Raw genomic sequence first — 25,654 nt, 5'->3', positions numbered from 1 at the left:
CGGTTCTATCCCTTGCTGTCCGCGTCTGCGGAAATCCTTGGAAGCCGTGGGTCTGGCGGTGTCATCCGCTCGTTCCCGTGGAACGCGAGACGGAGCCCCCACTTGCACTGGCACCGCCACTGCGCCCGCTGGCACCGGTCAGGCGACGGAACATCAGTCGGTTGGCGGCCAGGTTCATGCCGGTTTGCAGGAAGGCATGGCCGCCCGATGACGCCCCGCCAGCGATGCCGGAGGCGATCGAGGGCGATTGGAAAAAGAAGATGGTTCCGACAATGTAGATTGCGCAGCACGAGATTGTGGCGACGATCATCATGCCGGTGTTGAGTTCGGAAAATGTGCCTTCGGTCTGGATGAAGTTCGAACCATCGCCGATCGCGCCAATGATGCCGTCCATCGAGGCTTCCTGAAGCCCGGTGATGAATTTGGTCATGATCGCCATCACGACCATCAGCAGGATGTAGTTGGCTGTCTGCTTGAGCCACCCGTCGAACAGCCAACGCGAGGAGTTGAAGAGCAGGCATGCCAGCGCGAGAGGTGCGAGGGCGACGCAGATCGAAACGGCCAGTTTGGCGAATATGATGATGCAGAAGCCGACCGCCGCCGAAAGGAAGGCAAAGATGTAGAGCACGGCAATGCAGGCATAGGTGATGAGTGCGGCGCGAAGCTGGATCAGCGGCGTGCGAAAATCAGTGATGCCCTGCGAGGGCATCGCCTGAATGGCGGCATTCTCCTTTTCCATCCGCGAAGCCAGCTTTCCCGTGTCCGATACATAGGTGTCGAAGGTCGTACCGGGGTTCGTGACGGCGGTGCCTGATCCGGCCGAAATGATCTGTTGGGGCAGGTTGGTGGCGACGTTGACGACGAAGGTGGAGTAGCCGACCGCGCTGGCCGCAGCGATGGCGAAACCGACCTTGCCGGCCTGAAACACCAGTTCGCGCAATGGCGCCTGGATGGCGCCGCGCAGCACGGCAAAGCCCAGCAGCAGGAAATAGATGGTTGCGGCGACCCCCAGCGGCGCGGCCACAAAGCTCACCAGCCCTGACCCGAAGCTCGAAACGGCAGAGTCAATCGCCGTTTCGACATAGCTATACATGGTCGTGAAGAGGACCATGAGATTGACGGAGCCGGTGGCCATGGTGGAATCCTCGCGGATGAGGGGGAGGGGATGCGGCTTAGAGGCCGTTCATCTTCTTGACCGCGAGCGAGCGTGTCGCCTCGCGCGTCGTGAAGCACATATTGTCCTTCTCGGCGGCGGGGAGCTGGCTGTATTCGCCGGTGTCACATTTGCCCTGCCAGGCCTTGAGGAGCTGGCTGTCGGCCATGAGCTGATCGGTCGTCGGCACCGCTACCGACTGCTTTTGCTGGCAGCCGCAAATTGCCAGGACGAGGCACAGGGCGGAGAACTTGCGCATGGCTTATTTCCTCAGGGTGTTGGTGTCGTAGAAGTCGCTGGCATTGCGGGCGGCGCTGGTTTCAGCGGTTGAGATTGCGAGCTGGTTCTGCCCAGCCTGGGCCATCTGGATGGCCTGCAATTTGAGCTGATCGTTTTGGAGCTGGGCTTGTTCGACCCCGATGCGGGCCTGAAGATCCATGACATCCTTGGGATCTTTGGCGCTGTCGAGCTGGGTGCGGAGCTGGTCGAGCCCCTGCATACGGGTCTGGCTGATCGCGAGCGTGTTGGCGCCCAACGCCGCAGTCGTGGCGGCCGAGCCGGTGGCATCCTTCAGGGCCTGATTATAGGCCGCGTCGGTGCTGGTCGAGGCAGAGGCCGAAATCGTGTAGCGTGACTGGATCTGGGACGCCTGCGTGCCGAGGGCGCCCAGCTTGGTCAGGTCGCCCGCCAGCAAGGTGTTGGCGTCCATCGTGGTGGTGGGCAGGATATTGCGCACCGAGGGGTCAATCAGGCTGGTGGCGACAGAATTGACGTTGGTGAGCTTCTGCAAGGATTGAAGCTGGGTGTTTGCCGTCGCGATGGCCGTCTCGCCTTGCTGGACCATCCTGAGCGTGTTGGAAACGGTCGAGAGGGCCTGGAGGTAGTTCGAGCTGTCATAGACGGGTATGCCCTGCGCGCTGGCTGGCGGCGAGGGCAAGGCGAAGGCGATCGGCGCGATCACCAGCGACATGACGGGTGCTACCTTCATCTCAGCTTCTCCTCTCATTGGCATAGAACAGTGGGAGCCAGGCGGCGGGATCTGTCCCAGCGCGGGCGATGGCGGCCTCCATGACGGCCAGAGTTTCAGCACGGCCTGACAACACAGAAAGCTCATCCTTCATGCCGCCAAGGTCGAGCTTGGCGACGATTGAGGTGTTGCCCTGCTTGATAAGGAAGCAGCGGCTTTCTGGTGTCAGATCCTCCCGGATCAGGCGATATTCCGCTTCTGTGAGGCCCAGCCCCTCGCAATAATCGGCGCGCTTGGCATCCGAGTTGGGCAGGAGGATCTTGGTCGCTGTCTGCTCGATGATCGAATGGGCAATCGGTGAGCGCAGCGCGTCCGCCGGGGATTGGGTGCCGAAGACCATAAAGGCGTTGCGCTTGCGGAAGGTCTTGAGGCCGTCCTGCGCAAAGGCACTGAAGGCTTCATCCTGCAACGCTTTCCAGAACTCGTCGATGTCCACGACGACACGCTGGCCATCGAGGAGATCATCGACCCGGTGGAACAGGTAGAGCATCATGGGCGTGCGAATTTCGGGGTTTTCGAGAAAATCTGTCATGTCGAAGCCGACAAAGCGCGCGGCCATCGACACCTCATCCACCTGACCATCGAAGGCCCAGCCCAATGGTCCACCCAGGCACCAGCGTTCGAGCCGGGCGCCAATCCCTTCGGCATCGGCATAGCCCAGCATCTCGCGCAGCGCGCCGATCGAGCGAGACGCTGCTGGCAGGCGCATCACCGCATCGAGGCCTTCATCGATCAACCGCTCTTCGGCGACCGACAGAGGGCGACCCTCGCGGCGCACCAGCACACGGACGAAACGGCGCAGGAAGGCCATGTTGTCATGGCTCGGTTCCAGCCCCTTTAGCGGGGCAAAGCCGGTCTGTTCGCCGTTGCGCAGGCTCAGATAGGTGCCGCCGCAGGCGCGCACGAAGATTTCCGCGCCACGGTCCTTGTCGAAAAAGACCTGTTTGGCCCCGGTCTTTTCGAGCTGGGCTTGCAGGAAGTTTTGCAGCACCGTCTTGCCGGCGCCGGTTGGGCCTATGATGAGGGTATGGCCGATGTCGGCCCGGTGGAAATTGAACCAGAAGGATGAGCCAGCGCGCGTCTTGAGCAGCGTTACCGCCTCTCCCCAATGGTTGCCGGACTTGCGCCCCGCCGGGAAGGTGTAGAAGGGATTGAACGCCGCGAAGTTGCGGCTGTTGATGACGGCGGGCCGGGCGCGCAGCTTGAAATTGCCGGGAAGCTGCGCCCAGAAGGCGGCTTCCAGCGCGACATCCTCGCGCGCCATCACCATGCCGGTATCCGCGGCCGCCGCGCGGGCGATCGACAGACGATCGAGCAACCGGCGCGGATCAACGTCGATCACGGCGATCGACAGGTGATGCTCCCCCATAACGAAGCGGTTGGCCATCAGATCGTCAACGCCGTCGAGCAGCTCCTCGGCCTGGCTGACGCCGGCATCGTCGGAGGAGACCATCTGCTTGTACTTTTTGGTCAAGCGCTCGCTGGCCACGGACTTGACCAGGGGCGCGAAACTTTGCGTGAGCACATAGGGGAAATCGAGCGTCAGCAGACTGTTGAACTGGCCGCTTCGCGTGCTGGCGACATATTCGCGCACGCCGAACATGCCGAGGAAATGGCTCTTGTCCGGCAAACGGATCTCGGCCGCCTCGCGCCCGAAGACGATGCGCGAGCTGTAGATGGCCTGGCCGAGCCGCCCACCCACCAGCGGCACGCGAATGCGCTCGCCGGTCAGGATGAAATGCAGCACCTCCATCGGCTGCGAGAAGAGGACGCCGTTGCGCTCATAGAGAGACAGGCATTCGGGGTTCGTGTCGGCCAGTAGGCTCTCGAAGTCGCGGCACTTATCGGCCATCAGACCCATGGCGCGATCGTCGATTTCGGCCCCGGGCTGACGCTTGCCGAACAGGCGCGAGATCTGATCGCCGGCCATGTTCGAGGGCCGCACGATGATGCTCACGTAAAATTCGTTATGGTAGAGAACCTTGTCCTTCAGCCGCTCGGCATAGCGATCCTGAAGCTTTCGGGCGAAATCCGAATGGAACTGGCCATCAAGCACCGGATCGGTCGCGGTGCGGACGAGATGGGTCCACAACGCCACGCGGTCATCGCCGATCGAGCGCCACGCGATGTTGAGCTTGTTGTGCCAGGTGTTGAGGTCCGCAACGTCGCAGGTCTCGAAAGGCCGACCATCGACGCGGTACATCCGCATGAGCGAGCCGTCCTCCAGCGCGACCAGCGTGTCATCAACGTGCCGGGTGTAGGGGATGAACTTGATGTCATCGGCCTCGCGCTGGGCGACCTGCTTATGCTTGAGGAGGAACCTAGTCATTGCCGAAGTGCTTCCGCTTCACGCCGGCGCCGAGACGGACGGGAGCATAACTCCCGCCCCCCCAGAACTTGCGGTTTTTGGACAGGAAGATGGTCTGAAACCATAGGCCCCACAGGCGGAAGGCGTTGTAGTCGTAATGGACCACCATGCGGGCCGGGAAGTAGAGCGCGCCGAACATAGCGAGGGGGAAGAAGGGATTGTGCATCACCCCCCAGAACGCCATGCAGGCCATGATGATCGGCATGATCGCCTCAAGCGGCAACCCCATGAACACCGATGGCCGGGTGAGGGCGAGAAACACCTTATCCTCGGCGATCTTCTCCATCTTAGCTGCTCGTGCCGCCCATCCAGCCAACGATCGTGGAGGCTGAAAAGATGATGCCGATGCCGATTAGCACGGTGACCGCTCGGCCCCAATCCATGCGGCCGGTGAGTTTGGCATAGCCGACCGCCATGATGGCGATGATGCCGACCACGGAGGCGATCGTCGTCATCCAGGACTTGATGGTTGAAAGGCCCGTCTCGATGGAAGTGCCATCGGCCAGCGCTGGTTGGGCGAGCGAGATGAGGGCGAGGGCGCCGGCAAGGCCGATGATCTGGCGCGCGCGCCGATCAGTGAGGACCATTCGCGCTGTGTGACGTGAGGCAATCGAAGGCATTTTCATTGCGGTTCACCTTTCCAATTCAGGGGGCTGGACTGGCTCGATCTGTCGAACAGGCGTCGGCTCACGAACCGAGACATCAAGGCCGCGCCGCAGCACGTCCGAGATCATTTGGCGGCTTTCGAGATTGGCAGCCGCCTGGCCGGTGGGATCGCCGGGGAACACCTCGGCGATATGAAGCTCCATCACCTCTTGCGCCTCGCGCGCCCGCGCGAGGCGCGGGTCTGCGGCAATGGTCTCGGCCGAGCCATTGAGGAAGAGATCGGCGAGGGCCTCGTGGTCGCGGCGCGCCACGTCTTCCTGCGATGCTGGGCGGTTTCCCTCGCTGGCATGGGGCCGAGATTGTGGCGGAAGAGACCCGGCGGCAGTCGGATTGTCCCGCTCCCCGTAAATTTCCTCGACCAGCGCGGAGGCGGTTTCCCGCATCATGACGGCGCGCGGATCGCCGGCCTGTTCCAGTTCCCTGATGCTGCGCTCGAAGGCGCGTTCAAGCGTTGCGCGGTCATCGACGGGCGGAACCGTTTCGACCTCGGGACTAGCGAAGTCGTGACCGTCGCGACGGATGGTATTCGGTTCTGTTGTTGCAGCGTCGCGCTTTGCTGTGCTGGCGGCGTCCGCAACGGCATCGGCTACACGGGCGGCGGTCTCGTCGGCGCGCTGTCGCGCGTCATCTCGTTCGCGCCGTTCTGCTTCCTCCCGGCGCAGGATTTCCATGCGCTCGCGTTCGACAAAGCTGGGTTCATAGCCGCTTACCGTCAGGCCGTCGCGCGAAGCTGCTTCCCAAACGCCCTTGCGAAACTCCGGCGATCCCTCGACATCAATTTTCTCCCAGCCATTATGCCGGGCGATCTGGACGAGGCTGGCAATCGTTTCGCGGTCCTCGCGGCGAGCCATGATCCGCTCATTCGCGATTTCGAGGGCAGGGGAGGCATTGTCGCCATTGATAAACATGCCGATCCGGCGCTCGCCCTCAGTCGGCCCCTCAATGACCCGCACCTGATACCGATTGGCCAGACCCTCCGGAATGTCGAAGGCGCCGCGCCTTTCCTGGGCTTGCGCGCTTTCCTCGCCGGTTGGTTTGATGCTGTTGGTCTCGTTCATTTGAAGACCTCCACGCCTGGAGTGACCTCTCCCACGACCCATGCCGCGCCATCGTTCGATGGCGCGTTGGGGGGATTCTTGGCAGCGTTCGCTGGTACGGGGAGGGGAGGGGCGTCGGTGACAGCTCCGACGGCTGCGGCGTTGGCCCAAACGCGGCGAACATAGCCATTGCGCAGACCCCGTGTCAGCGACCCGGTGTTGTAGAGGGAATAGGTCGCCGAAATGGCATCGAGGCCGTCATAGCTGCGGCTTGCCAAAGCATAGCCGCTTTGCAGTACGCGGGAGGCAAGCTGAAGGTTGGTGCAGGGATCGAAGACCTGCTCGATGCTGGCGCCCAGGCGCGCGAAATTGGCTGAGTTGATCTGAGCGAGCCCGACATCGACCGTATACCCGGCGGCCATATAGCGGCGCACCAGCGCCGCACCTTCCGCGACCGTCGCCGCATGGACACGCGGCCCCTTGTTGACGTTGATCCGCAGGGTATCGCCGCCGCTTTCGGCGATGACCAGCGGCACGACCGCCTCCGTGGCGATTTCGGGTGCGCAGCGCTGCGCCAGTTCCGCGACGGCGGGCAACGCATAGATCATGGCGTTACCGTGGGGTTGGTGTTGGTGATGGTCTGGGTCTTGGTGTTGACCGTGTAGTTGCTCACCGAACCGTCAGGGGTGGCGACCTGCAACTGATAGCCGTTGCGGATCTTGCGCGTCGATGTGCCGATGCCGCCTTCCGTGCAAGTCGGGAAGGAGCCGCCAAAGGCAAGCGTCCTCCAGAGCGTGGTGATGGGTGCGACGCATTGCGCATAAGTGGTCGGCGAACCAGGCGTCGCCAGACAGAGAATGACCTGACAGCCCCAATCGGAAGCATGGGCCGGTTGAGGTGCTGCGAAGCTCGCCAATCCGGCACCGCATAGGGCGACCGTTCCAACCCTGCCCGCCCAACGGTTCAAACATTTCGCGATCATGATCCGTCTCCGTGGCCAGCGCGCCATTGTGCCAAGGCGAACACATCCCAGCGAGGCGGGGCCTTGGCGGTGAGAAGAGGTGCGGATGCGGGCGCGGTTGGCCTATCAGCGCTCGCGAGTGTGGTCGGTGCCGTGTCATCTGGCATCGGCGCGACGATCCAGTCTTCATCGCCCTCCTGCTGGCGGATATGATCGATGACTTGACCGGGGCGGGCAAAGGCGACGTGCCAATGGTTGGAATGGCCGGGATCGCCGGGTCCGAGCAATTCCAGCAGGCGAATGCCGTGCGCGGACATCAACTCGCGGATCTGTGCGCGCGTGATCGAGAGCACGCCGCCTGCTGGCACAAAATCGACCGCTTGGCCGACCTTATGCCAGCTATGGAGCGCGCCATAGCTGGCGTTGACTGGGCGCAGAGTGTCGGTGATCCGGGCGCCGAAGGCCTGGCGTAGCAGCGCGGCGATTGTCGAGACGGTGGGGATGTTGCCCCCGGCGATGGGCGCTGGCGCATCATCGACACGGCTTAAGGCGCATGGATCGAAAACAGATGCCGGCGTTACGCCGTAGCTGGCGAAGTCGCGCCCATTGATGGCCAGCGGCCCGGCGTCGAAATCCGCTCCGCGCGTCAGAAGATCGCGCACCGTTGCTTGCGCATCAGCGGAATTATCAGGTTGATGAAGGAGTTGAGCACCCGAGTGAATGACGACGGCGTACAAGTTTTCGCTGCTTTGCGGTGCTAGCATGGCTGTACTCAGCCCTGCTGCGCAGAGGTGAATTGCCTTGGCCATGAGCCCCGCAGGAAGCATCGTATTGCCTCGTCATTGAGTCCAGATAAACAAATGAACGATATGGACCCATATTGCAAGAGGCTTCGGCGATCCGTGGCGAGGAAGGGATCAACGGAAATTGAGCCAAGTTTGAAGGGCCGCTCCCCATGTTGATGAACAGCCGTGTCTCGCTTAGAAGGTTGGCAAATCCGCGAGGCTGACTGTTGCTAGGTTCGCGCTGCTATGAGGCTCCACGATTGACTATTGTTGCTTTTCTCGCCGAGACACCCGGATCGGCGACAATCGAAGAACAGAAAGCACTGGTGGACCCGGACGATTTTGTAGTTGTCGCGGAAAACCGGAGCTTTAGCCAATTGGCCGATCTGCTTGCTCAGGCTGGGGTGCCTCTTCAGGCAGGTGATCGTATTAAGATCCATGCGCTGAACTGCCTTGGGCTCTCAACAGATATGCTGGTCCGCGCGTTTTCCAAGCTGTTGCAGGCGGGAGTCTGTATCGAGCTGTTGAACCCACCACTGGTGATTGAGGCCGGGCAATCAGACAGCCATTTGCTGATTGACGCTTTGGATGGGCATTATCGGCATATTCATGGGATTAAGACGCATCCGACCGAACGCGGTCAAAAAGGTCGCCGTCCGGTTCTGACCCCCGAGCAAATCCCCTCGATCCGTGCCCGTATGGCCGAGCCAGGGGTAACAGCTTCCATTGTCGCGAAGGAATTGGGGATCGGTCGATCGACCCTATTCGGCTATCTCGAACGCTTCGAACGCGATGGCTGCTTCGATGGGAATGATGAGGTTGGCAAGGGGAGTGCCGAGGACGCTAGCGATCAGGGCCATATCCCTGAGGGTGATGCGCGTTAACTGACCTTTCAGGATATTCTCAATTCTGCCCACCGGCAGGGAGCACTTGGCCGCCAGATCCGAAGGTGTAAGGCCCAAATCAGCAAGGGTCTTCGTTACCCGATTGCCAAATCTGTGGCGTAGAGCTGTCCCATCCGTCACATTCACACCTCGTCGCTGCGGCATTACGCCAGCCAAGTTTGCGACCATGTTTTTGTTGGACGGAGAATAATGCTTGTTGCGATGTGGTCGCAAATGAGTTCGTCCCGAAAATTATTCGGCTTATCTTGTTATTTTCCGTCCAGATTCTCGTTTTCGGGGCGGATCATATCCCATGCCTCAAGGCCTACGGCCTGGGCCAGCTTGACCATCATATCGAGGGTCGGATTCGCCTGCGCCCGTTCGATCTGAGAGATATAGGCGGTCGTGATCCCGGTTTGCTCAAAGAGTTGTGCTTGGGTCAAACCCAGCTCTTCTCGACGCTTTTTGAGACGCGCGCCGAACAGGATAGCGGCGGGCTGGACCACATCATCCAGACGCAAAAATTTGGCCATCGGGTACTCGGTTAAGCTGCGCCCCTAGGTCTGAGGCGGCGGAAAGTATGCTTAACATAAGCGCCAGCTTCCCATCTTGCAGCATAAATTAATTTACAGCGAACGACCTGCCCTAAATTGACAAGCTGGCTACATCGAGCCTACTCTTCAGGCATGGCACGTCCCCGACCCAAGACTCCCGGCCTAACCATGAAGGAGCTGGTGCAGCAGCAGCGGGCGGAGCTTTATGCGACGGGAAACCGCAACCTCAACATGGCGGTCTCCGAAGCGACGATCCAGCAGATCGATAGCCTCAAGAAGGTATACCGCCTGCGTTCGCGTGACGCGATCGTTGCCCGGATCATTCGCAAGGCGAGTGTCACGGTCAGCCCCGATCAATATGTGCAGCGTGCCGCCAGCTCGCCCGATACCGTTTATCGCTGGATCTCACCGATTATCGCCATCGAACTGGTCGATTACGTCAAGGAAATCCAAAAGCGGTTCCGCAACCTGAGCCTTGGATCTGCCTTCGAAATGGTGTTCGCCGAGGTTGGGCATGACCTGTCGAACCCGCCAATCCAGCTTGAGCTGATGGAGGCGGCGACACCATGATCGCCCAGACCTCTTATTCGCTTCGGGTTACGGCGCTTCAACAAGCCGCTGTTCTATTGGTCCGCGAAAGCACGAACCTGACGCGAAGGTTCGTGCTTTCGCGGACCAATAATTGCGCGGTGGCGCCATGAACGGGCGCACTGATAACCAAGGCGAGCTGTTCTCGCTCGACAGCCCGCTCCTCACCGAGGTGCGCGGCGAACGCTCGCTGATGGCCTACCCCTTTTTCGCGTTGACCAAGACGGCCTGGAAAAAGTCGCTGGTCTACAAGACAGATACGGTGTCGATCGAGATCGGCCCCGGCCCTCGGGGTGTCGCAACCATCTACGACAAGGAAGTCCTGCTTTATATCGCCAGCTTGTTGGCGGCCAAAAGCGATGCCGGCGAGCCCGTCTCTCAGGACTTCTATTTCACCGCACATGACCTGTTCCGCGTGACCGGCGTAAACAGCTCCTCGCGATCCTACACCCGGCTTTCCGACGCCCTGGAACGCCTGCAAGGTACTCAGATTAAAACGAATATCGAAGCAGGTGGAGAAGGCGAAACCGGCTTTTTCTCCTGGCTTTCCGAAGCGCGGCTGCAATACACTAAGACCAAATCCGGGGACCAGCGGCTCAAGGCCGTCAGGGTTCGTCTGTGTGATTGGCTCTACCGCGCGATCCTGCGCGACCGCGAGGTTCTGGGGTATTCGCCGACCTATTTCCAGATTGGCCCGGTCGAACGGCGTCTCTATGAGGTTGCCCGCGCGAGTTGCGCGCCTGGGCCGGTCGAGATCGATATTGAAGAGCTGCGGCTTCAGCTCGGCTATCAGAACTCCCTCAAACACTTCCGGCACGCGCTCAAAAAGATCGCGGATGAGGATACCATCCCGGACTACCGGATCACGATGAGCGAAAGTGCCGACAAGCCCGAGGTGAAGCGCCCAGGGCGTCGCGCGGGGCTCACAAAAGTCACGATTTTGCCGAAAACCACGGAGCCAGTGTGCTGACCGGCAGGCGCCGGGGAATTGATTCGGCGCCGATGGATGATTTTGGGCTCATTGGTCCCCGAAAGCACGAATCCAAGGTCCGTGAAAGCACGAAGCTGAGGGCCATTGGTCCCCGAAAGCACGAGCTTTTTCTGCCATTGGTCCGCGAAAGCACGAGTTTCCGGTGCTTCCGCATGTCCCTTACGACTGGCATTAATCATCTTCGCTGTCTTCGGCCGGTGGGTCGAGCGCTCAATACAGAGAAGGGATGGGCTGTGAGCACATAAACGAATGCCCGGCACGAAGGCCGGGCACCCGAGAGGTTAGGAGGCATCGTTTGGCGACGATGCACGGTAGCCGTTAGGCACTTTGATTACCCTCCTTCTAACCCGATTTGAAGTTTCCTTCAAGGGTGCGTGCTTCGCGCCACGGATGAGTTTTGCCTGCTGACGGCCTCTCGCACGAGGGGACGAACGATGTTGCTTACCCTGCAAACGCCGGTTCAACCGGCAGGATCGGTTATTGAGGATCTACGGGCCGAAGGGCTGTCCTTTGAGGACATCCGTATGGGGCTGGATCTTCAGGAAGCCCAGCGCAGGTCGGGCGCTCCTGTCTTGCCTTTGCGGGTTATCTGCGGGCTCGATGCACCGCAGCGCCGCACCAATCGGGTTGGCAACGCTCGCATTCTTGCTGGCACGCCAAAGCCGCGCGGCCGCAAGGGTGGCCTCCACATCACTCGCAATGAGGTTTGGGCCAACAGCGTTCAGACGGGGACCGACGAGGAAGCCGAGTTTGCCTCGCCTTTGACGCAGCGCATGCGCGCGCGCCTGGTTATCGCCGGCAAACGTGCCCTCAAGCTCGGCCGCCAGCTTGCCTGTGAAGCGCGCGCAGGCGCCCGGGCGCTTACCGAGCAGGAAATGAAGCTCGTCTGCTACACACCGTCCTGTCAGCAGATCCTCATCGAACTTCTCGACAATGAGAAGTTTCGCAAGGGGTGGTGCATCCCTGCCTATGAGACGATCGCTGCTTGGACAGGCCTCTCGCGCAGCACGATCTATCGCTCGCTCCGAACGCTGGCCGACATCGGCATGATCGAATGGATCAGGCGCTTTATTTACGCGCACGACAAGGAAATCGGGGCGAGATCGACCCAGACCTCCAACCTCTACCGCTTCCGCCTACCCGAATGGCTCGAAAAGCTTGTGGGTCTCCACACGCCATTGCCGGCTGATGAAGAGGATCGCCGCGCGCAGGCTGCCGAGGAACACGCGGCCATGATTGCAACCTTGCCGCCTGCGGAGCGTCGGCGTGCGCTGCCGACCGATGTTGTCGCGCGCGCGGGCCTGGTTGCAGCCGGGCTTCGTCTTGATCTGCGGCTTGGTGTCGAGCGTCAGGCCCGTGAGTGTCACGATGGTCTTCCTCCTCTCATAAAAGATTATATTTATAAGAATGAGAGAAGCGGAAACGGCCTAGTCGGCCGTTATGCTATGCCCTGACGGGCTATGAGAACGGTAGCACAGCACAAAACAAAAAACATCGAGTCCCATCTCAAGGGCAGGCCCGCCGCCTATCGGCGACGGAATGCTCCCCAGAGGGAGCAAGCCGATATCGAGGCGTTCAAAATCGGCTGTCCATTTTTGTGGCATAGTATATAATGGACTCATGACCCATACGCCGGAAACAGCCGCGCGCCAGATTGTCCAAGATCTGAAGGGCACCTGGCATCGCAAGCATGGGATGGTTCGTTGCCCCGCCCATGAAGATGCGCATGCATCATTATCAGTGACACCTGGCCGGCGTGCGGTGCTGTTCCATTGTTTTGCCGGTTGCACGCAAGGTGCGATCATGGCCGCCCTGCGGGATTTGCGGCTCAACCCCAAAATCCGCGCCCGCGATCCGGTTGCGGCAGCGCCGCGCCGCGATCTGACCCCGCTGATAACCGACCTATGGGGAATGGCCCGGCCGGTCGCCCGAACACTGGCAGAGCGTTACCTGGACCTGCGAGGCATCGGCCATTCTTGTGCGGGCCGGTTTACGCCGTCAGCCGTGACCTATGAGGGGGGGCGCAAGCTGCGCCTACCAGCCCTTCTCCTACCGATGACCGAAGGACGCGAGCTGCGCGCACTGCTGCGGATCTTTCTCGATGCCGATGGCCAAAAGGCGCGCTGCCTCGATGGCGCCAAGCGGACATTGGGGGATACGCGCGGCAGCGTTATCCAACTTGGCGCTCCGGCTGATGCCACAATGAACCTGGCCGAAGGGTTCGAAGATGCAGAATCCGCTATGGTTCTCAACGATCTTCCTGGCTGCGCGGCGGTATGCGGTGTCGAGCGCTACCGCGAGATCACCATTCCCGAGCATGTGCGCCGGATCGTCATTTACTCCCAGCACGGCAAGGCCGCGGTCGATGGGATTGCGCGCGGGCACGACAATCTTACCGCCAACGGGCGTTCGCTCGACATCGTGCTGCCACCGCCGGGTGGGGATTGGAACGATGCGCTGTTGGCCCGGACTGCGATCCGGGCATGAGAGCGCGCGCTCTTCTGGGCGGCGGCGCGTTCGTGCTTTTCGCGGCGACTCAAGTCCCGCTCTTCAGCCGTCCTCAGCAGGATACCGGCATGGCCTGTTTCGGACTGGCTCCGCCTTCGGCCTGTCACGCCTTTACCGGCCTCGATCAGATCCTGCGCGCTCCGCGATGGCCAGGCCTGGGCGCGCCTCATCCTCAATCAGCCAAGGGAGTGAACCATGCCCCAAAACATCGCTGAATTTCGCATCATTGGTCGGATCGGCAAGATCACGTCGCGTGACAAGGTGATCTATGTCACCGTCGCGGCGAATTATAACCGCCGGGATGGTGATGGTTGGAAGAGCGACCCCCATTGGAACAGCGTGGTCGGTTTCTCGAATGTCCGTGAGCAGATCGAGGCTGCTGACAAAGGCGATCTGGTTCACATTACCGGACGGGTGCGCGAAACCAGCCACGGGGAGGGCAATGAAGTTGCCTATCGCACGGAATTGATCGCCGACAGCTTCTCTGTCCTGGCAAAGGCTGGCAGCGAACAGTAATTTCTTCGCGCCAGGGGGAGCGGCTTGCCAGCACGGCTCTGCCTCCACTGCGTTCCGATCGAACCCGCTACGCGGTTTCGCCCCATGCGGGCCACGATCCTCGCTCGAAGCTGAGGCCGCCACTGCGGCCACATTTCCTTTTTTTCAATCAAGGGGGGCGGCCTCCCCCCTTCTCGGCAAGGGCCAGGCCGTCTGCGCGCGTGCCGCGCTCCGCTTGGTGGTCGCGGAGGTATCCCCACCCTTCCTTCGCTCCGCTGCGTGCAGGCCGGGTGATCCCCCTCCCCCGCGACCAGCCTCAATGCCGGTTCAACCCCCCCGGCTTCGCCAGCGGGCAGAAGCCGATGGACGCCATCGCCTTCGGCTCCATCGAAGAAGGGAAACCAGCACATGACCCGCAAGACCACCCACCAGAACACCGCCCCCCGAGTGGACATATACGAGGAAGTCACCGCCCAGATTATCGCCATGCTGGAAGCTGGCACGCGCCCATGGACGCCCCGTTGGGCCTCCGGGCCAGCAACCTTGCCCTTGCGGCACGAGGGCACCGCTTATCGCGGGATTAACATTCTCTTGCTCTGGACCGCCGCCATGACGCGCGGTTACGCCAACCCCTATTGGATGACCTACCGTCAAGCCGCAGAGCTAGGCGGGCAGGTTCGAAAGGGCGAAAAGGGCAATCTTGTCGTTCATGCCGGAACCTTCACCCCCAAGGATGGCGAAACCGGCGAGCCTGTCACCAACAGCGAGGGTGAGGAAGCAAGCCGCAAATTCCTGAAAAAGTATGTCGTTTTCAACGTCGAGCAAATCGACGGTTTGGACATGAGCAAATATCCCGTGCCCCGGATCGAGGTCAAGAACCGCGACCAGCGGGATGACGAACTTGATGCGGCTTTTGCCCGCTGGCCCGTTCCTTATGGCGAGGGCGGATTGAGCGCCTATTACAACCCGGCTGTCGACCGGATTCAGATGCCCGCCTTTGCCGACTTTGTAAGCGGGAATGCCTTTTATGCGACCCTTGCGCACGAGGCCGTGCACAGCAGTGGCCATGCCAAGCGCCTCGCCCGCGACACCTTGCGCGACTACGGAAAATCCCGTGAAATCAGGGCAGAGGAAGAACTTGTGGCGGAAATCGGGGCAGCCATGCTTTGCGCACAACTTGGTATGGAGCCGACCGAGCGAGAGGATCACGCCGCCTATGTTGCGTCCTGGTTGACGGCCCTTCGCAACGACAAGCGGGCCATTTTCCGTGCCGCCACCGCTGCGCAAACCGCAAGCGAACTGATCCTTTCGCACATGAAGACACCCGCCAGGGCCATCGCCGCCTGATGCTATCCCGGAGGGCGGCACAGGCCGCCCTCCCATCATCATGTAAGAAAGGTACGGGAAAGCTGGGTTAACAAGTGATCGCCGTACGATTCTTCCAGAACTTCTTAGACAAGTCCGAACGCATCGTGCTCGGCACGACGGGAGCCTCAAACAGGCAAGCGGCCCATTGATAGAGAGCCGTCGCGATGCCTCTATTGCGGAAATCCTCGTGCACGCAGATGTCGCAGCATTGCACGTTTGACGCGTTGGCGCCGAACACCGCCCAGGCGACAAGACCATGGTCGGTGCAGTCTTTTACCCAGATCCAGAGGTGGCCGCTGCTGGACGGGACGATGACCGATGCTACGTCGCAGTCCTTTCCCCGAAAATTGTGGCTTTGCATCGTAGGGATCGACACCGCCTCGAACGTGTATCCGGGCAAAAGTTGGCCACCCCATTCAGCAATATCCAAGACTTGCTTCATCGACGCAGTCCATTCTTCCTTTGTAACAACGTGGCTCATACCGACTTACCGGGGTCTAATCGACGCCGAAGTTAATAGCGAGCCGCAATGCTGCGGCCTTTTCGATCGTCCATGATGGTGGAAATCTGCTAGGCTTGCGCAGAAAAATAAAAGGCCCGCCTTTCGGCGGGCCTTCAATGTCCTTAGACAATGAGGGGGGGCGTTAGCCCGCGTTCTCAAAGCCGATGACCCCTTATATGGCGGTGTTGACGGGTTCGTCAAGGCCGTGTGCAGACAGGATAGCAACGTTGCCCTTCTCTCCCGCCGAGCTTCAGGATCTGCCAGGCGTCATATCTGCCCCGCGTTTTGCCACCTACCTTCAGGCGATGGGCAACAGCCGGGAACAGGCGCTCGAACTCTATGCCTGGAATCTGGACATATCGTCGGCCCTGATCGTCCCGCTTCAGGTTTGCGAAGTGGCCGTGCGCAACGGAATTTCGGAAGCGATCGAGGCTGTCCATGGGGCGAACTGGCCGTGGAACAACGGTTTCATTCGCAGCTTGCCGCGCCCGAAAAGCAAATTTCGCTACAATCCGGCCGATGACCTTCAGCTCTGCGCTCGCCGGCTGCCCACAACCGGCAAGATCATCGCTGAGCTCAAATTTGCCTTTTGGGAAAACATCTTCACAGCGGGCCAGGACAGCCGACTGTGGAACGCGCACTTCCGGACCTTCTTTCCCGGGGCGCCGCTAGCTCAGACGATTCCGGTGTGCCGGGCGCAAGCCTATGCTGACCTCCAGGCCATTCGACATTTGCGCAACCGGATCGCCCACCACGAGCCCGTCTTTACGCGAAATCTGGCCGACGACTATCAACGCATCCATGACATGATTGCCTGGAGAAGCCCCACCGCCGCTGCGTGGATGGATGGCAAGCAAACCGTCATGGCCTTGATTGCCCAAAAGCCCTGATTTTCCTGTCATGGCTGAATAGAGGACCGGGAGCGGCCTTGCGGCACGGCTCTATCTGCGCTGCGCTCCGACCGAACCCGCGTCGCGGTTTCATCCCTGCTGGGTGACGATCCTCGCTCAAGAATGAGGCGGCAGCGCCGCCGCTTTCCTGTGAGAGCGGGAACACCAAGGGCTCCTGCCCTTTCGTTCCCCGAAGCAAAATAGACATGACCGGGTTGCCGCCAAGCGCGGCCAGGACGGCGCGCAAGCGCGCCGGGCCTCCCTAGGCTTGCGGCCCGCACCACCTCCCGTCGATTTTGCTTCTCCCTCCCCATCCCGCGCTTCGCCAGCGAGTCAGAGCCGCAGCCACAGGCAGGCGGCAAAGACCCCAAAAGGAGCGTATTTCATGTTTGAGCAGAGCAAGGTTGGGCAGGAATTGATGACCCCGCAGCAGATCACTGACATTTGCGAGGGCCGCGATCAGACCATCGCCATGTGGCTTGACCTTTATGACCACTACCACGCCACCCGCGATGCAGCCGGGCGGCTTTCCATCGCCGGCACGCTGGCGCTTTCGACCAGCGGGGACCGCTGCGAAGACAAGCTGACCAAGGCTTTCATCACCGCCGAACCGCAGCGCAAGGCTGACCGCGACACCGGCAAGATCACCGAAATGCCCGCGCGCGAGCACTTCACGACCGTTCTGACCCAGACCGTTGACCGTCGATGCTGGCGCGCGCTCATGGATCAGCTCGGGTTCGACCAGTTGCTGGACGAGCAGGCCCGCCGCGAATTTCACGATGGCTTGCGCGATACCCCCGCCGCGTTCACCCCTGAAAACTGTTCGGCCACGTTCGGCCATATCTGGGGAAGTCGCCGCGAACTTTACCTGCGCGGCATCGCGAACGTCTTTGCCAAGCTGGACCGCCGGTTTCGCTCGCATGATGGCTTCAAGATCGGTTCGCGCCTTATCATCGACAGGGCCTTGAACGAGTGGGGTTCATGGGATCGCTATGAGCGCCGCGACACCTTGCGCGATGTTGAGCGGGTGTTTCTCGAACTGGACGGCAAGCCGCCCGTCTCCGAAAGCCAGAGCATCGCGGGCCTTGTCACCGACGCAGGCCGCAACCGCGCCAACCTGCCGACCGTCATTCACGGCGATTACTGGCGGGTGCGGATCTTCAAGAACGGCAATCTGCATATCTGGTTTGAGAACAAAGACCTGCTCAACGCCGTGAATCTCCTCCTGGCCGAGTATTACGGCGAGGTGATCGGCGATGGCTATGACACCACCGAGGCCGAGGATGCGCCCGGCTTTCACCTGACCCCGGCCAAGAATTTCGGGGCCTTTTTCACCTCCGAGGAGATTGCGAAGAAGGTGATCGAGCGGGCCGAGATTCAGCCGGGCCAGCGTATTCTTGAACCGAGCGCCGGAAGCGCGGCGCTGGCAAAGCCTGCCCGTGATGCAGGCGCCGAAGTCACATGTGTAGAAATCCAGCCCGGCCTCGCGCATGAGCTGGGTGTTCTCCATGGCTTCGCGGACGTGATCGAGGGCGACTTTCTCGCCCTGACCCCGTCGGACTTCGCGCCGTTTGACCGCATTGTGATGAACCCGCCCTTTGATCGTGGCCGGGACTGTGACCATGTGCGCCACGCCTACGAATTTTTGAAGCCGGGGGGCGTGTTGGTGGCGATCATGTCGGCGCGCGCCGAGTTTGCCGAGGACAAGCGCCACCAAGCGCTTCACCGGCTTGTCGAGCAGGCTGCGCCGGTTTGCCGTTGGGGCCGCAAAGACAAGTGGTTTGACCTGCCCCCCGGTTCGTTCGCCCACGCTGGAACCAACGTCAACACGGTTGTTCTGGCCATCCGCAAACCGGAATAGGTGAGGGGTAGGTGCGGAGCTCTACCTTTAGGGTAGCCATCTCCCTTTTGGTTTGGGCAAGGGCGAAAAATAAAGTGAGGCGCCGCAGCTTGCAATGCAAGCTGCGGCGCCCGTCACTCAGTTGACTTCCGCTCGGCGGATTTCATTGCTCATGTTCAAGACGGCCATTTCAAACCGTACAGGATGAAGCGCGTTGTCCTGAATCACCGTTTCCCAGTTCGGCGTGCGGCTTCGCCAGCGCTCGATGGCAGTGTGGGAATGTTCGCAGTAGGAATAAAGATACATGTTGAAAACCTTGCCAGGCAACCGTTTGAGGAGTGTTGCGCAATCCTGCGGATAGGCCGCGCTGTGCTCAATGATGGCCCGGCTCATGGCCTGCAAATTTCCCTCCTTGGCAAATTCGGTCAAAACGGAGAGTGTCGCGCCCGGCCCATAGCTGTGCTCGCCCGATCCATTCTGAGCAATCGCATGGGCGATGCGGGTAGCTATCTGATCTTTCATTTGATGTGTCCTTTTTGGCGCCAGAGCCAATCTCGTGGCAACCAAAATTGTGTTTACGGATTGCGTTTTCGCTCTGCTCAGGAGCGTCATGCTGTTTGGCAGCCCGGAGGTTCTCGATGCAGCGTAAATCTGGTAGAAGTCGGAAACATAGGGATTGGCGATGCCATCACTCCTTGTGGAAGGGAGCCGATGATCCGGCCAGGAACGCCAATCCCTATGCTGTGAGCTGGCCTTGGACTGGCCAACTCCACATGCTGCACGCAGCACGTAATTCTCAAATGATCGCCGGCTTGACCTCTGCTTTTGCCCGGCGGCGCTTATTTTGCTCAGCCACGGTTTTGAACTCCGGCGCTACCGCTTCCAGCTTCGCGATCAGACCGCTCAGGTCATAGCCATTGCTGTCTTGACCCTTGTGGGTCTTGAAACGGGCAACCCGCTTGATGAACCCCTTCTTTTCGAGCTTGGTAAGGTGACGCTGGATCGTCCGGGGTTCCTTTCCCATACGTCGGGCGATCGTTTCCTTGGCCGGGTGCGGATCATGCTCAGCGGTCCACCAATGGCTGATGAGTTGCAGCAGGACATTCAGTTCATCCGGTTCCAGATTCATTTTTGCCTGACCCCATAACAGGATCGATGGAATCATGCTGTATCCGCGTTCCAAAACAGCCTTTGGCCATTTTTCTTTCGGACCCTTTTTGCCCGGCAATGGCATCGGAATGACATTGCTTGGCGGCGGCGGCGGAGCCGGCGGTGCGACCGAAGGAGGCGGCGGAACAGGTGTGTCGTTGCTCATGTCCCCTAGATAGCGCGCGTTTTCGGGATGAAAAGGGGCGATAGGGAGACAAATTTGTCTCTGCCTGTGAGACATCCCGGTCTCTAGGCTAGAGACCGGGATGTCTCACGAAGTACAGGTAGCCCCGTAATGTAGCATAACGGGTATTATCATAAGGTAGAATATGGGGGAGGTAGACAAATCTGTCTCCCTAAAAATTTGCAACTAGCATAGGCGCGACCTTCGGCACGGCTCTATCTGCGCGATGCGCCGACCGAACCCGCATAGCGGTTTCGTCCTGTATCGGTCACGATCCTCGCGCGGGCCTCCGGCCCACATCTGTCGTCCCGCTGCGCGGCGCATCTCTATTCGTCATGAAGGGCGCTGCCCCCTCTGTGCAAGGACCGGGCCGTCACCGCCGTTGGCGGTGCTTGGTGGTCGCAGGGGTGTCCCCAGCCTTCCTTCGCTGCGCTGCGTGCAGGCCGGGTGATCCCCCTCCCCTCCGACCAGTCCCCGCACATTCACCCCTGCTCTCGGCGAGGGCCAGAAGTCGATGGTGAGCCCATCGCCTTCGGCTCTATTCAGAAAAGGGAAAAAGTATCATGACCACCCAGACCGTTAAATTCTCGCAGCTTCGTCTGTCCCCTCTCAACGTGCGTCGCGTGAAGCCCAGCGCCATTGAGAGCATGGCCGATGACATCGCAGCCCATGGCCTGATCCAGAACCTTGCCGCCTATGAGGAAGGTGGGGCCTATCATGTGTTTGCCGGGGGGCGCCGCTTTCGGGCGCTTGAACTCCTCAAAAAGCGCAAGACCATCACCGGCACGTATCCCGTCGCCATCGTGGTGCGGACCAAGGAGGAAGCGGTCGAGCTATCGCTGGCCGAGAATGCCCAGCGTGAAAACATGCACCCGGCGGATGCCGTCAGGGCCTATGCCGCCTTGCGCGATCAGGGCGGGTTGAGCGCGGCGGACATCGCGGTACGTTTCGGCTATTCCGAAGCCCATGTGAAAAAACTGTTGAGCCTTGGCAGCCTGGCCCCGGTGCTGCTTGATGAGATGGGCGAGGATCGGTTGAGCATCGAGACGGCCCGTGCGCTCACCATCACCAGCGATCCGGCCCAGCAGGTCGAACTGTTCAACCGCCATGGCGACAATGCCCAACGCATTCGGCAGGCGCTCACCAGTGAGAAGGTGGCGACCGATTGTGGCATCTTCGTTTTCGTGGGGCGTGAGGCTTACGAGGCGGCGGGCGGGACGATCACCGCTGATTTGTTTGGCAAGGATGGATCGGGCTATGCTGACGATCCCGAGCTGGTCGAGCAGCTTGCCGAGGCCAAGATGGAGGAAATCGGCGCGGATTTGCGTGATATGGGGTGGAAGTCGGTTGAGGTGTCCACCACGCGCCCCGATGACATCTATTGCCGCCCCATGCTGCACCCGGCGAAGCGGGAGCCGACCGAGGCCGAGGCGGCGGAAATCGAACAGCTTTCAACTCTGATCGACGAACTCAACGAAAACGAGCCCGACAGCGAGGAGCTTGCCGAGTTGCATGAGCGCCTTGATACGCTGGAAGACGCTTTGCAGAGCTATCCCCCCGAACTGCGCGCGCAGCATGGCGTTGTCGCCTATATCGATTATCGCGGTGCTCTGGACGTTCGCTACATTCGCTTGCAGTCGGAGGATGGCGGCGAGGGTAGTGACAGGCCGAAGGCGGTTGAAGGCCCCTATTCCAAGGCGCTTATCGAGCAGTTGAGCGGCATTCGCACCCTCGCACTGCAACAGGCGGTTGCTGCCGATCCGGCGCTGGCGCTCGACATCTTGCTGGATACGATGGCCGCCCAACTCCTGCATGGCACCTACAGCTATCGCCTTGCGGCCTCGATTTCGCCCATTCGCCATGCCCCGGTGATTGATGATGAACTGATGAGCGGCAGCCGCATCGCGCGCGTTGAAGACGCCATGGCGCAGCAATTTGCGGTTGTGCCCGAAGAGGGCCGGTTTGCCGTCATTCGGGATATGTCCCTTGCTGATAAGATGCAGCTTCTCGCCGGACTGGTGGCGATCACCATCGACGCGACCCAGCACAATGGGGGCGGCGACGAAGCCCGGTTGCGCACTGCCGACGGCTATGCCGAAGCCGCCGGGCTCAACATGGCCGATGTGTGGGCACCGGGATGCGAAATGTTCACCCGGATGAAGAAAGGGGCCTTGCTGGCAATCCTTGCCGAGGCGTGCGGTCCGAATGCGGCGGAGAACTGCGCCAAGATGAAGCGCAACGATCTGGCTGTGGCCGTGGCCGAGCGCCTGCCCGCAGGGTGGATGCCGACCCCGATCAATCCCCTTCCCTCCGTTCCCGAGCAGCCCGAAGACGAAGGCGAAATGTCCAAGGCTGCATAATGTGATGGCGCTGGTGAGGGCATTGGCCCTCACCAGCCCATTTTGAATGCGGGCATATCCTGAAAATCGGGAGGTTGAGGCCGGCACCGCCGGTCTCAACCTCCCGATTTTCGTTCTCACCAAATGGTGAGTGGTGTGGGATTACATCCCGCTCAGGGCTGGACCGCGTGGACAAATTCGATTGACCGATTACGACCAACTTTAGTCATAATCTTATTTTCGAGCGAACCTCCTTTTATAACAATATTTTCCGTTCATCGAAATTATCCGCCCCCGGTTGCTTGGTCATTCCCGGAACCATGGTGTTTTGATATGGACAGGCCTCTTCTGGAGGAGATGACGAAGTTGAACGAGGCAATCAGGAGCGGAAAAGTCGTTCAAATCGGAGACCGAGTAGTCGGAAGCGTGCGAAATGCCCCTAATCCGGCTTTCTTCGGGCGCGTCGACTACAACGGGAGCGAGATCGAGGTTATTCTAAAAATCGAGCCATCGCATCGTCTTGCCAAGGAGCTGATCGCAACGTCGTTAGCGAGCAGAGTCGGAATCCAACATGCACCCGGCCTGATTGGCATTATTGATTCAGGCGATCTCAACCAATTCGGTGATGTTCAACCGATCGAAATTGATGGTAGCTATCTCTGTTTTGCCTCGGAGAAACGTCTCGGATCGGCATTGAAAGCCCCGTGTGATAATTTTCACCTTAGTGAGTTTGCGCTCGAACTTCTCGTCTTCGATCAGCTCATCGGAAATTTCGACCGTGTGTATGAAAACATTCTTGAGCATGAGGGGTGTTATTGGGCGTTCGATCACGACAAGATTCTGTTCTGTGACGCCAACCTTTGGTCGGGGTGGGATGCATCAAAAACAAACATCAACGATTTAGTCGGGATGAATATATCCTTTCTGCAGAGCAGAAATCTTAGCCGCGCACTGAAAATTTCAGCTGAATTCAATACCAAAATTTCGAATACTCCGCTCAATTTCCTGTCAGAAATTGCGAAGGCCGGGTTGTTCAAAGATGAAGATGCCACCGCACTGACAACGTATCTGAATGAGCGAGCTGCAAATCTGCCTGCAATTGTAGAAAAGTTCATTAAAACGAATTCGGCTGATTAGTCATCGACTGGGTGACAGAGACGTGCCCGGAAGGTCGACTTTCGCCGCAATTTGTCCTTCATCCTCGCCGCTGGAAATGACTGCAAAGTCCCAATCCCATTCGTTCCCGAACCGCTGAATTTACCCGCGCGGCTAGCGATAGATCGGGGGATAAAACCGTTTCGTTCCCTCATGCGGTTTCTCGATATCTGACGCGTCATTTCAGCAGGATAGGCCAATTGGCGTGCAGACTGCTTGGCGATCTGTCGGCCATCGACACACAATTTGAGTAGGGAGCGAATGGACGCGCCTTGACTTATGCCCCCCTTAGATGGAACATTAAGGGAACAAAATCCCGTTTCAGAGTCTTCATCGTGCCATGCGTCCGTCCACAATCCTTGACCAATTGCGCGAACAAATCGCCACAATCGAGGGCAAAGCGGTGGCCGGAACGGTGTTGCCGTTTGGACTGGATACCGTTGACCGGCACCTGCCGGGTGGCGGGCTGTCCAGCGGTGCGCTTCACGAACTGGCGGGTAGCAATGCCCTTGCCGACGACGCAGCGGCGACGGTCTTTCTCGCAGGAATCCTTGCGCGCACGCAGGGGCCAGTCTTCTGGTGCCTGCGCTGGCGCGATCTCTTCGCCCCCGCCCTCGATCTGGCAGGCCTGCCCCCTGACCGGGTGATCTATGTCGAGGCGGGCAGCGATGTGAATGTGCTCACCGCCATGGAGGAATGCCTGCGCCATTCGGGCCTCGGCGGCGTCGTAGGCGAGGTCAAAGCCCTCGCGACCACGGCATCGAAACGTCTCCAGCTCGCTGCTGAAAAGTCGGGCGTCCCCGCCTTTGTGTTCCGCCGCGCGCTCCCGCTCGATGCCCCGGCCTCCGGCTCAGCCGCTGTCACGCGCTGGCGCGTGCGCGCCCATCCCAGCGAGGCGCTGGACATCCCGAGCCTTGCCCGCCCGCGCTGGGAGGTGGCGCTGGAACGGGTACGCGGCGGCGAACCCCATCTTTGGATCATGGAGGGCTGCGATGCGACGGGTCGTCTCGCTCTTCCTGCCGAACTGGTCGACCGACCGGATCGTCAGGAAGCTCAGGCAGCAGCCTGACCAGCCCACGTTTTCCGCCCCGCTCGTTACCGCGCTTCCCGATCATGGCCGCCGCGTGGTGGCAGCGGTTGACGCGGCGGCGCTGGCGCTGGGTATCCGTCCCGGCATGACTTTGACCAAAGCACGCGGCTTTGCGCCCGAGCTGGTTGTGGTCGATGCTGATCTGGAAGGCGATTTTGCAGGGCTCCAGCGCCTGGCGCTTTGGGCAACCCGGCATTACTCGCCTGTTGCCGCGCCCGATCCGCCCGATGGCATCTGGATCGACATCACCGGCTGCGCCGAGCGCTTTGGCGGCGAAGCGCCGCTGGTGAAGCACCTGTACCGCCGGGTGCTGGCCTCAGGCCTGCACGCCCAGCTTGCGGTGGCCGGCACTGCCGGTTGCGCCCACGCCGTGGCGCGCCAGGTCCCATCAGGGCGCCCGACGATCGTGGAGCCGGGGAAGACCCGCGCGGCGCTGGCGCTCCTGCCCGTCCATGCGCTGCGCCTTGAGCGCGGTGTGGCCGATGAGTTGCGCCGCATGGGGTTCGAGCGGATCGAACAACTGATCGCGGCGGCCCGCGCGCCGCTGGCCAAACGCTTCGGGCTTCAGCTTCACAAGCGGCTCGATCAAGCGCTGGGCCATCTGCCCGAGCCGATCGAGCCGATTTTCGCACCCAACGTCCCGCGTGTGCGGCGCTCGCTGCTCGAACCCATCGGCACAGCCGACGCCTTTGCCCACGTCATTGGCGACTTGAGCCGTGATCTTGCCGCAATGTTGCTGCGCGCCGGGCTCGGCGCGCGCCATCTCGATCTGCTCTGCGAGCGGGTCGATGGCCATTGGCAAGCGATCCGCATCGGCACGGCCAAGCCCTCTCGCGATCCCGAGCATCTGGCCAAGCTGCTCGGCCAGAAGATCGACACCATTGAACCCGGTTTGGGGGTCGAGGCGATGACGCTGGTGGCGCCGCTGACCGAGCCGCTGGCGGGGGCGCAGGCTGATGCGCTGTCGGCGCGGCGCGGCCCCGACCTTCCGGCACTGATCGATGCGCTGGCCAATCGCTTTGGCGCCCGACAGCTTTATCAGGCCACCGCGCGCGCCAGCAGCATGCCCGAGCGCGAGATCGACCTTGTGCCGCCGCTCGGGCGCGCCGCGCCCGAAGGC

Annotated in this window: 27 protein-coding genes; 13 read left to right on the top strand and 14 right to left on the bottom strand. The window is 60.7% G+C overall.

Annotated features, from left to right (window positions below):
* Positions 1 to 61: 61 nt before the first annotated feature.
* Genes FHW92_RS23670 through FHW92_RS23625 form a run of 10 tightly spaced genes read right to left on the bottom strand, consistent with a single transcriptional unit; the run spans position 62 to position 8,021 of the window.
* Positions 62 to 1,135 carry a type IV secretion system protein gene (locus FHW92_RS23670; protein WP_246870397.1) on the bottom strand — a complete coding sequence of 358 codons (1,074 nt, stop codon included), beginning with the start codon at positions 1,133 to 1,135 and terminating at the stop codon, positions 62 to 64.
* Positions 1,136 to 1,172: 37 nt separating this feature from the next.
* Entirely contained in the window at positions 1,173 to 1,412 is a 240-nt protein-coding gene (locus FHW92_RS23665) for a hypothetical protein (protein WP_168605759.1), read from the bottom strand.
* 3 nt (positions 1,413 to 1,415) lie between these two features.
* Positions 1,416 to 2,141 carry a type IV secretion system protein gene (locus FHW92_RS23660; protein ID WP_168605758.1) on the bottom strand — a complete coding sequence of 242 codons (726 nt, stop codon included), beginning with the start codon at positions 2,139 to 2,141 and terminating at the stop codon, positions 1,416 to 1,418.
* Between the two features lies 1 nt (position 2,142).
* Positions 2,143 to 4,509, bottom strand: coding sequence for a VirB4 family type IV secretion/conjugal transfer ATPase (locus FHW92_RS23655; protein ID WP_168605757.1), 2,367 nt, complete (start codon positions 4,507 to 4,509; stop codon positions 2,143 to 2,145).
* Positions 4,502 to 4,834: a VirB3 family type IV secretion system protein gene (locus tag FHW92_RS23650; protein WP_168605756.1), complete on the bottom strand. Its 333-nt coding sequence runs from the start codon at positions 4,832 to 4,834 to the stop codon at positions 4,502 to 4,504. The genes FHW92_RS23655 and FHW92_RS23650 overlap by 8 nt, the downstream gene beginning before the upstream one ends.
* Position 4,835: 1 nt before the next feature.
* Positions 4,836 to 5,135 carry a TrbC/VirB2 family protein gene (locus FHW92_RS23645; protein WP_246870396.1) on the bottom strand — a complete coding sequence of 100 codons (300 nt, stop codon included), beginning with the start codon at positions 5,133 to 5,135 and terminating at the stop codon, positions 4,836 to 4,838.
* A 45-nt stretch (positions 5,136 to 5,180) separates the two neighbouring features.
* A complete protein-coding gene (locus tag FHW92_RS23640) occupies positions 5,181 to 6,272 on the bottom strand; it encodes an LPD7 domain-containing protein (RefSeq protein WP_168605755.1) in 1,092 nt (363 codons plus the stop codon).
* Positions 6,269 to 6,859 carry a lytic transglycosylase domain-containing protein gene (locus FHW92_RS23635; RefSeq protein ID WP_168605754.1) on the bottom strand — a complete coding sequence of 197 codons (591 nt, stop codon included), beginning with the start codon at positions 6,857 to 6,859 and terminating at the stop codon, positions 6,269 to 6,271. Before FHW92_RS23635 ends, FHW92_RS23640 begins: the two co-directional genes overlap by 4 nt.
* Entirely contained in the window at positions 6,856 to 7,233 is a 378-nt protein-coding gene (locus FHW92_RS23630) for a hypothetical protein (RefSeq protein ID WP_168605753.1), read from the bottom strand. The genes FHW92_RS23635 and FHW92_RS23630 overlap by 4 nt, the downstream gene beginning before the upstream one ends.
* A complete protein-coding gene (locus FHW92_RS23625) occupies positions 7,230 to 8,021 on the bottom strand; it encodes a muramidase (protein WP_246870395.1) in 792 nt (263 codons plus the stop codon). The genes FHW92_RS23630 and FHW92_RS23625 overlap by 4 nt, the downstream gene beginning before the upstream one ends.
* A gap of 236 nt (positions 8,022 to 8,257) precedes the next feature.
* Between FHW92_RS23625 and FHW92_RS25935 the strand changes: the two genes are divergently transcribed.
* A complete protein-coding gene (locus FHW92_RS25935) occupies positions 8,258 to 8,881 on the top strand; it encodes a helix-turn-helix domain-containing protein (RefSeq protein ID WP_246870394.1) in 624 nt (207 codons plus the stop codon).
* Positions 8,882 to 9,150: 269 nt separating this feature from the next.
* On the opposite strand, the gene FHW92_RS23615 is transcribed toward FHW92_RS25935, so the two are convergent.
* A complete protein-coding gene (locus tag FHW92_RS23615; RefSeq protein ID WP_246870393.1) occupies positions 9,151 to 9,402 on the bottom strand; it encodes a helix-turn-helix transcriptional regulator in 252 nt (83 codons plus the stop codon).
* Positions 9,403 to 9,603: 201 nt separating this feature from the next.
* Here FHW92_RS23615 and FHW92_RS23610 point away from each other — a divergent pair, with 201 nt between their 5' ends.
* From FHW92_RS23610 to FHW92_RS23585, 6 genes are all read left to right on the top strand, one after another.
* Positions 9,604 to 10,005, top strand: a complete 402-nt coding sequence (locus FHW92_RS23610) for a hypothetical protein (protein ID WP_246870392.1) — start codon at positions 9,604 to 9,606, stop codon at positions 10,003 to 10,005.
* A 127-nt stretch (positions 10,006 to 10,132) separates the two neighbouring features.
* Entirely contained in the window at positions 10,133 to 10,993 is an 861-nt protein-coding gene (locus FHW92_RS23605) for a replication initiator protein A (protein ID WP_168605748.1), read from the top strand.
* A gap of 455 nt (positions 10,994 to 11,448) precedes the next feature.
* Positions 11,449 to 12,468, top strand: coding sequence for a helix-turn-helix domain-containing protein (locus FHW92_RS23600; protein ID WP_168605747.1), 1,020 nt, complete (start codon positions 11,449 to 11,451; stop codon positions 12,466 to 12,468).
* Positions 12,469 to 12,634: 166 nt separating this feature from the next.
* On the top strand, positions 12,635 to 13,501 hold the full coding sequence (locus FHW92_RS23595; RefSeq protein ID WP_168605746.1) for a toprim domain-containing protein: 867 nt from the start codon (positions 12,635 to 12,637) through the stop codon (positions 13,499 to 13,501).
* A gap of 216 nt (positions 13,502 to 13,717) precedes the next feature.
* Positions 13,718 to 14,038, top strand: a complete 321-nt coding sequence (locus FHW92_RS23590) for a single-stranded DNA-binding protein (protein ID WP_168605745.1) — start codon at positions 13,718 to 13,720, stop codon at positions 14,036 to 14,038.
* Between the two features lie 387 nt (positions 14,039 to 14,425).
* The gene (locus FHW92_RS23585) at positions 14,426 to 15,364 is read left to right on the top strand and encodes a zincin-like metallopeptidase domain-containing protein (RefSeq protein ID WP_168605744.1); all 939 of its coding nucleotides are present in this window, start codon (positions 14,426 to 14,428) and stop codon (positions 15,362 to 15,364) included.
* 67 nt (positions 15,365 to 15,431) lie between these two features.
* Here the strand turns inward: FHW92_RS23585 and FHW92_RS23580 are convergent, their stop codons facing one another.
* The gene (locus FHW92_RS23580) at positions 15,432 to 15,827 is read right to left on the bottom strand and encodes a GNAT family N-acetyltransferase (RefSeq protein ID WP_168605743.1); all 396 of its coding nucleotides are present in this window, start codon (positions 15,825 to 15,827) and stop codon (positions 15,432 to 15,434) included.
* 287 nt (positions 15,828 to 16,114) lie between these two features.
* Between FHW92_RS23580 and FHW92_RS23575 the strand changes: the two genes are divergently transcribed.
* Positions 16,115 to 16,777 (top strand): hypothetical protein, encoded by a 663-nt coding sequence (locus FHW92_RS23575; protein ID WP_168605792.1) that lies wholly within the window; start codon positions 16,115 to 16,117, stop codon positions 16,775 to 16,777.
* Positions 16,778 to 17,162: 385 nt separating this feature from the next.
* Positions 17,163 to 18,638, top strand: a complete 1,476-nt coding sequence (locus FHW92_RS23570) for a DUF4942 domain-containing protein (protein WP_246870391.1) — start codon at positions 17,163 to 17,165, stop codon at positions 18,636 to 18,638.
* Between the two features lie 117 nt (positions 18,639 to 18,755).
* On the opposite strand, the gene FHW92_RS23565 is transcribed toward FHW92_RS23570, so the two are convergent.
* A complete protein-coding gene (locus tag FHW92_RS23565; protein ID WP_168605742.1) occupies positions 18,756 to 19,139 on the bottom strand; it encodes a hypothetical protein in 384 nt (127 codons plus the stop codon).
* Positions 19,140 to 19,413: 274 nt separating this feature from the next.
* Positions 19,414 to 19,932 (bottom strand): helix-turn-helix domain-containing protein, encoded by a 519-nt coding sequence (locus tag FHW92_RS25600; RefSeq protein ID WP_172249390.1) that lies wholly within the window; start codon positions 19,930 to 19,932, stop codon positions 19,414 to 19,416.
* Between the two features lie 581 nt (positions 19,933 to 20,513).
* On the opposite strand from FHW92_RS25600, the gene FHW92_RS23555 reads away from it, so the two are divergent.
* From FHW92_RS23555 to FHW92_RS23540, 4 genes are all read left to right on the top strand, one after another.
* Positions 20,514 to 22,310, top strand: coding sequence for a ParB/RepB/Spo0J family partition protein (locus FHW92_RS23555; protein ID WP_168605741.1), 1,797 nt, complete (start codon positions 20,514 to 20,516; stop codon positions 22,308 to 22,310).
* Between the two features lie 345 nt (positions 22,311 to 22,655).
* Positions 22,656 to 23,426 (top strand): hypothetical protein, encoded by a 771-nt coding sequence (locus FHW92_RS25595; RefSeq protein ID WP_210428672.1) that lies wholly within the window; start codon positions 22,656 to 22,658, stop codon positions 23,424 to 23,426.
* A gap of 358 nt (positions 23,427 to 23,784) precedes the next feature.
* Positions 23,785 to 24,513 (top strand): damage-inducible mutagenesis protein, encoded by a 729-nt coding sequence (locus FHW92_RS23545; RefSeq protein ID WP_168605740.1) that lies wholly within the window; start codon positions 23,785 to 23,787, stop codon positions 24,511 to 24,513.
* On the top strand, positions 24,437 to 25,654 hold a 1,218-nt coding region (locus FHW92_RS23540; protein ID WP_168605739.1), incomplete at its 3' end, for a DNA polymerase Y family protein. The genes FHW92_RS23545 and FHW92_RS23540, both read left to right, overlap by 77 nt.

The organism is Novosphingobium sp. SG707 (assembly GCF_012275515.1).
Lineage (GTDB): Bacteria > Pseudomonadota > Alphaproteobacteria > Sphingomonadales > Sphingomonadaceae > Novosphingobium.
This window is presented reverse-complemented; position numbering and strand designations above follow the sequence as displayed.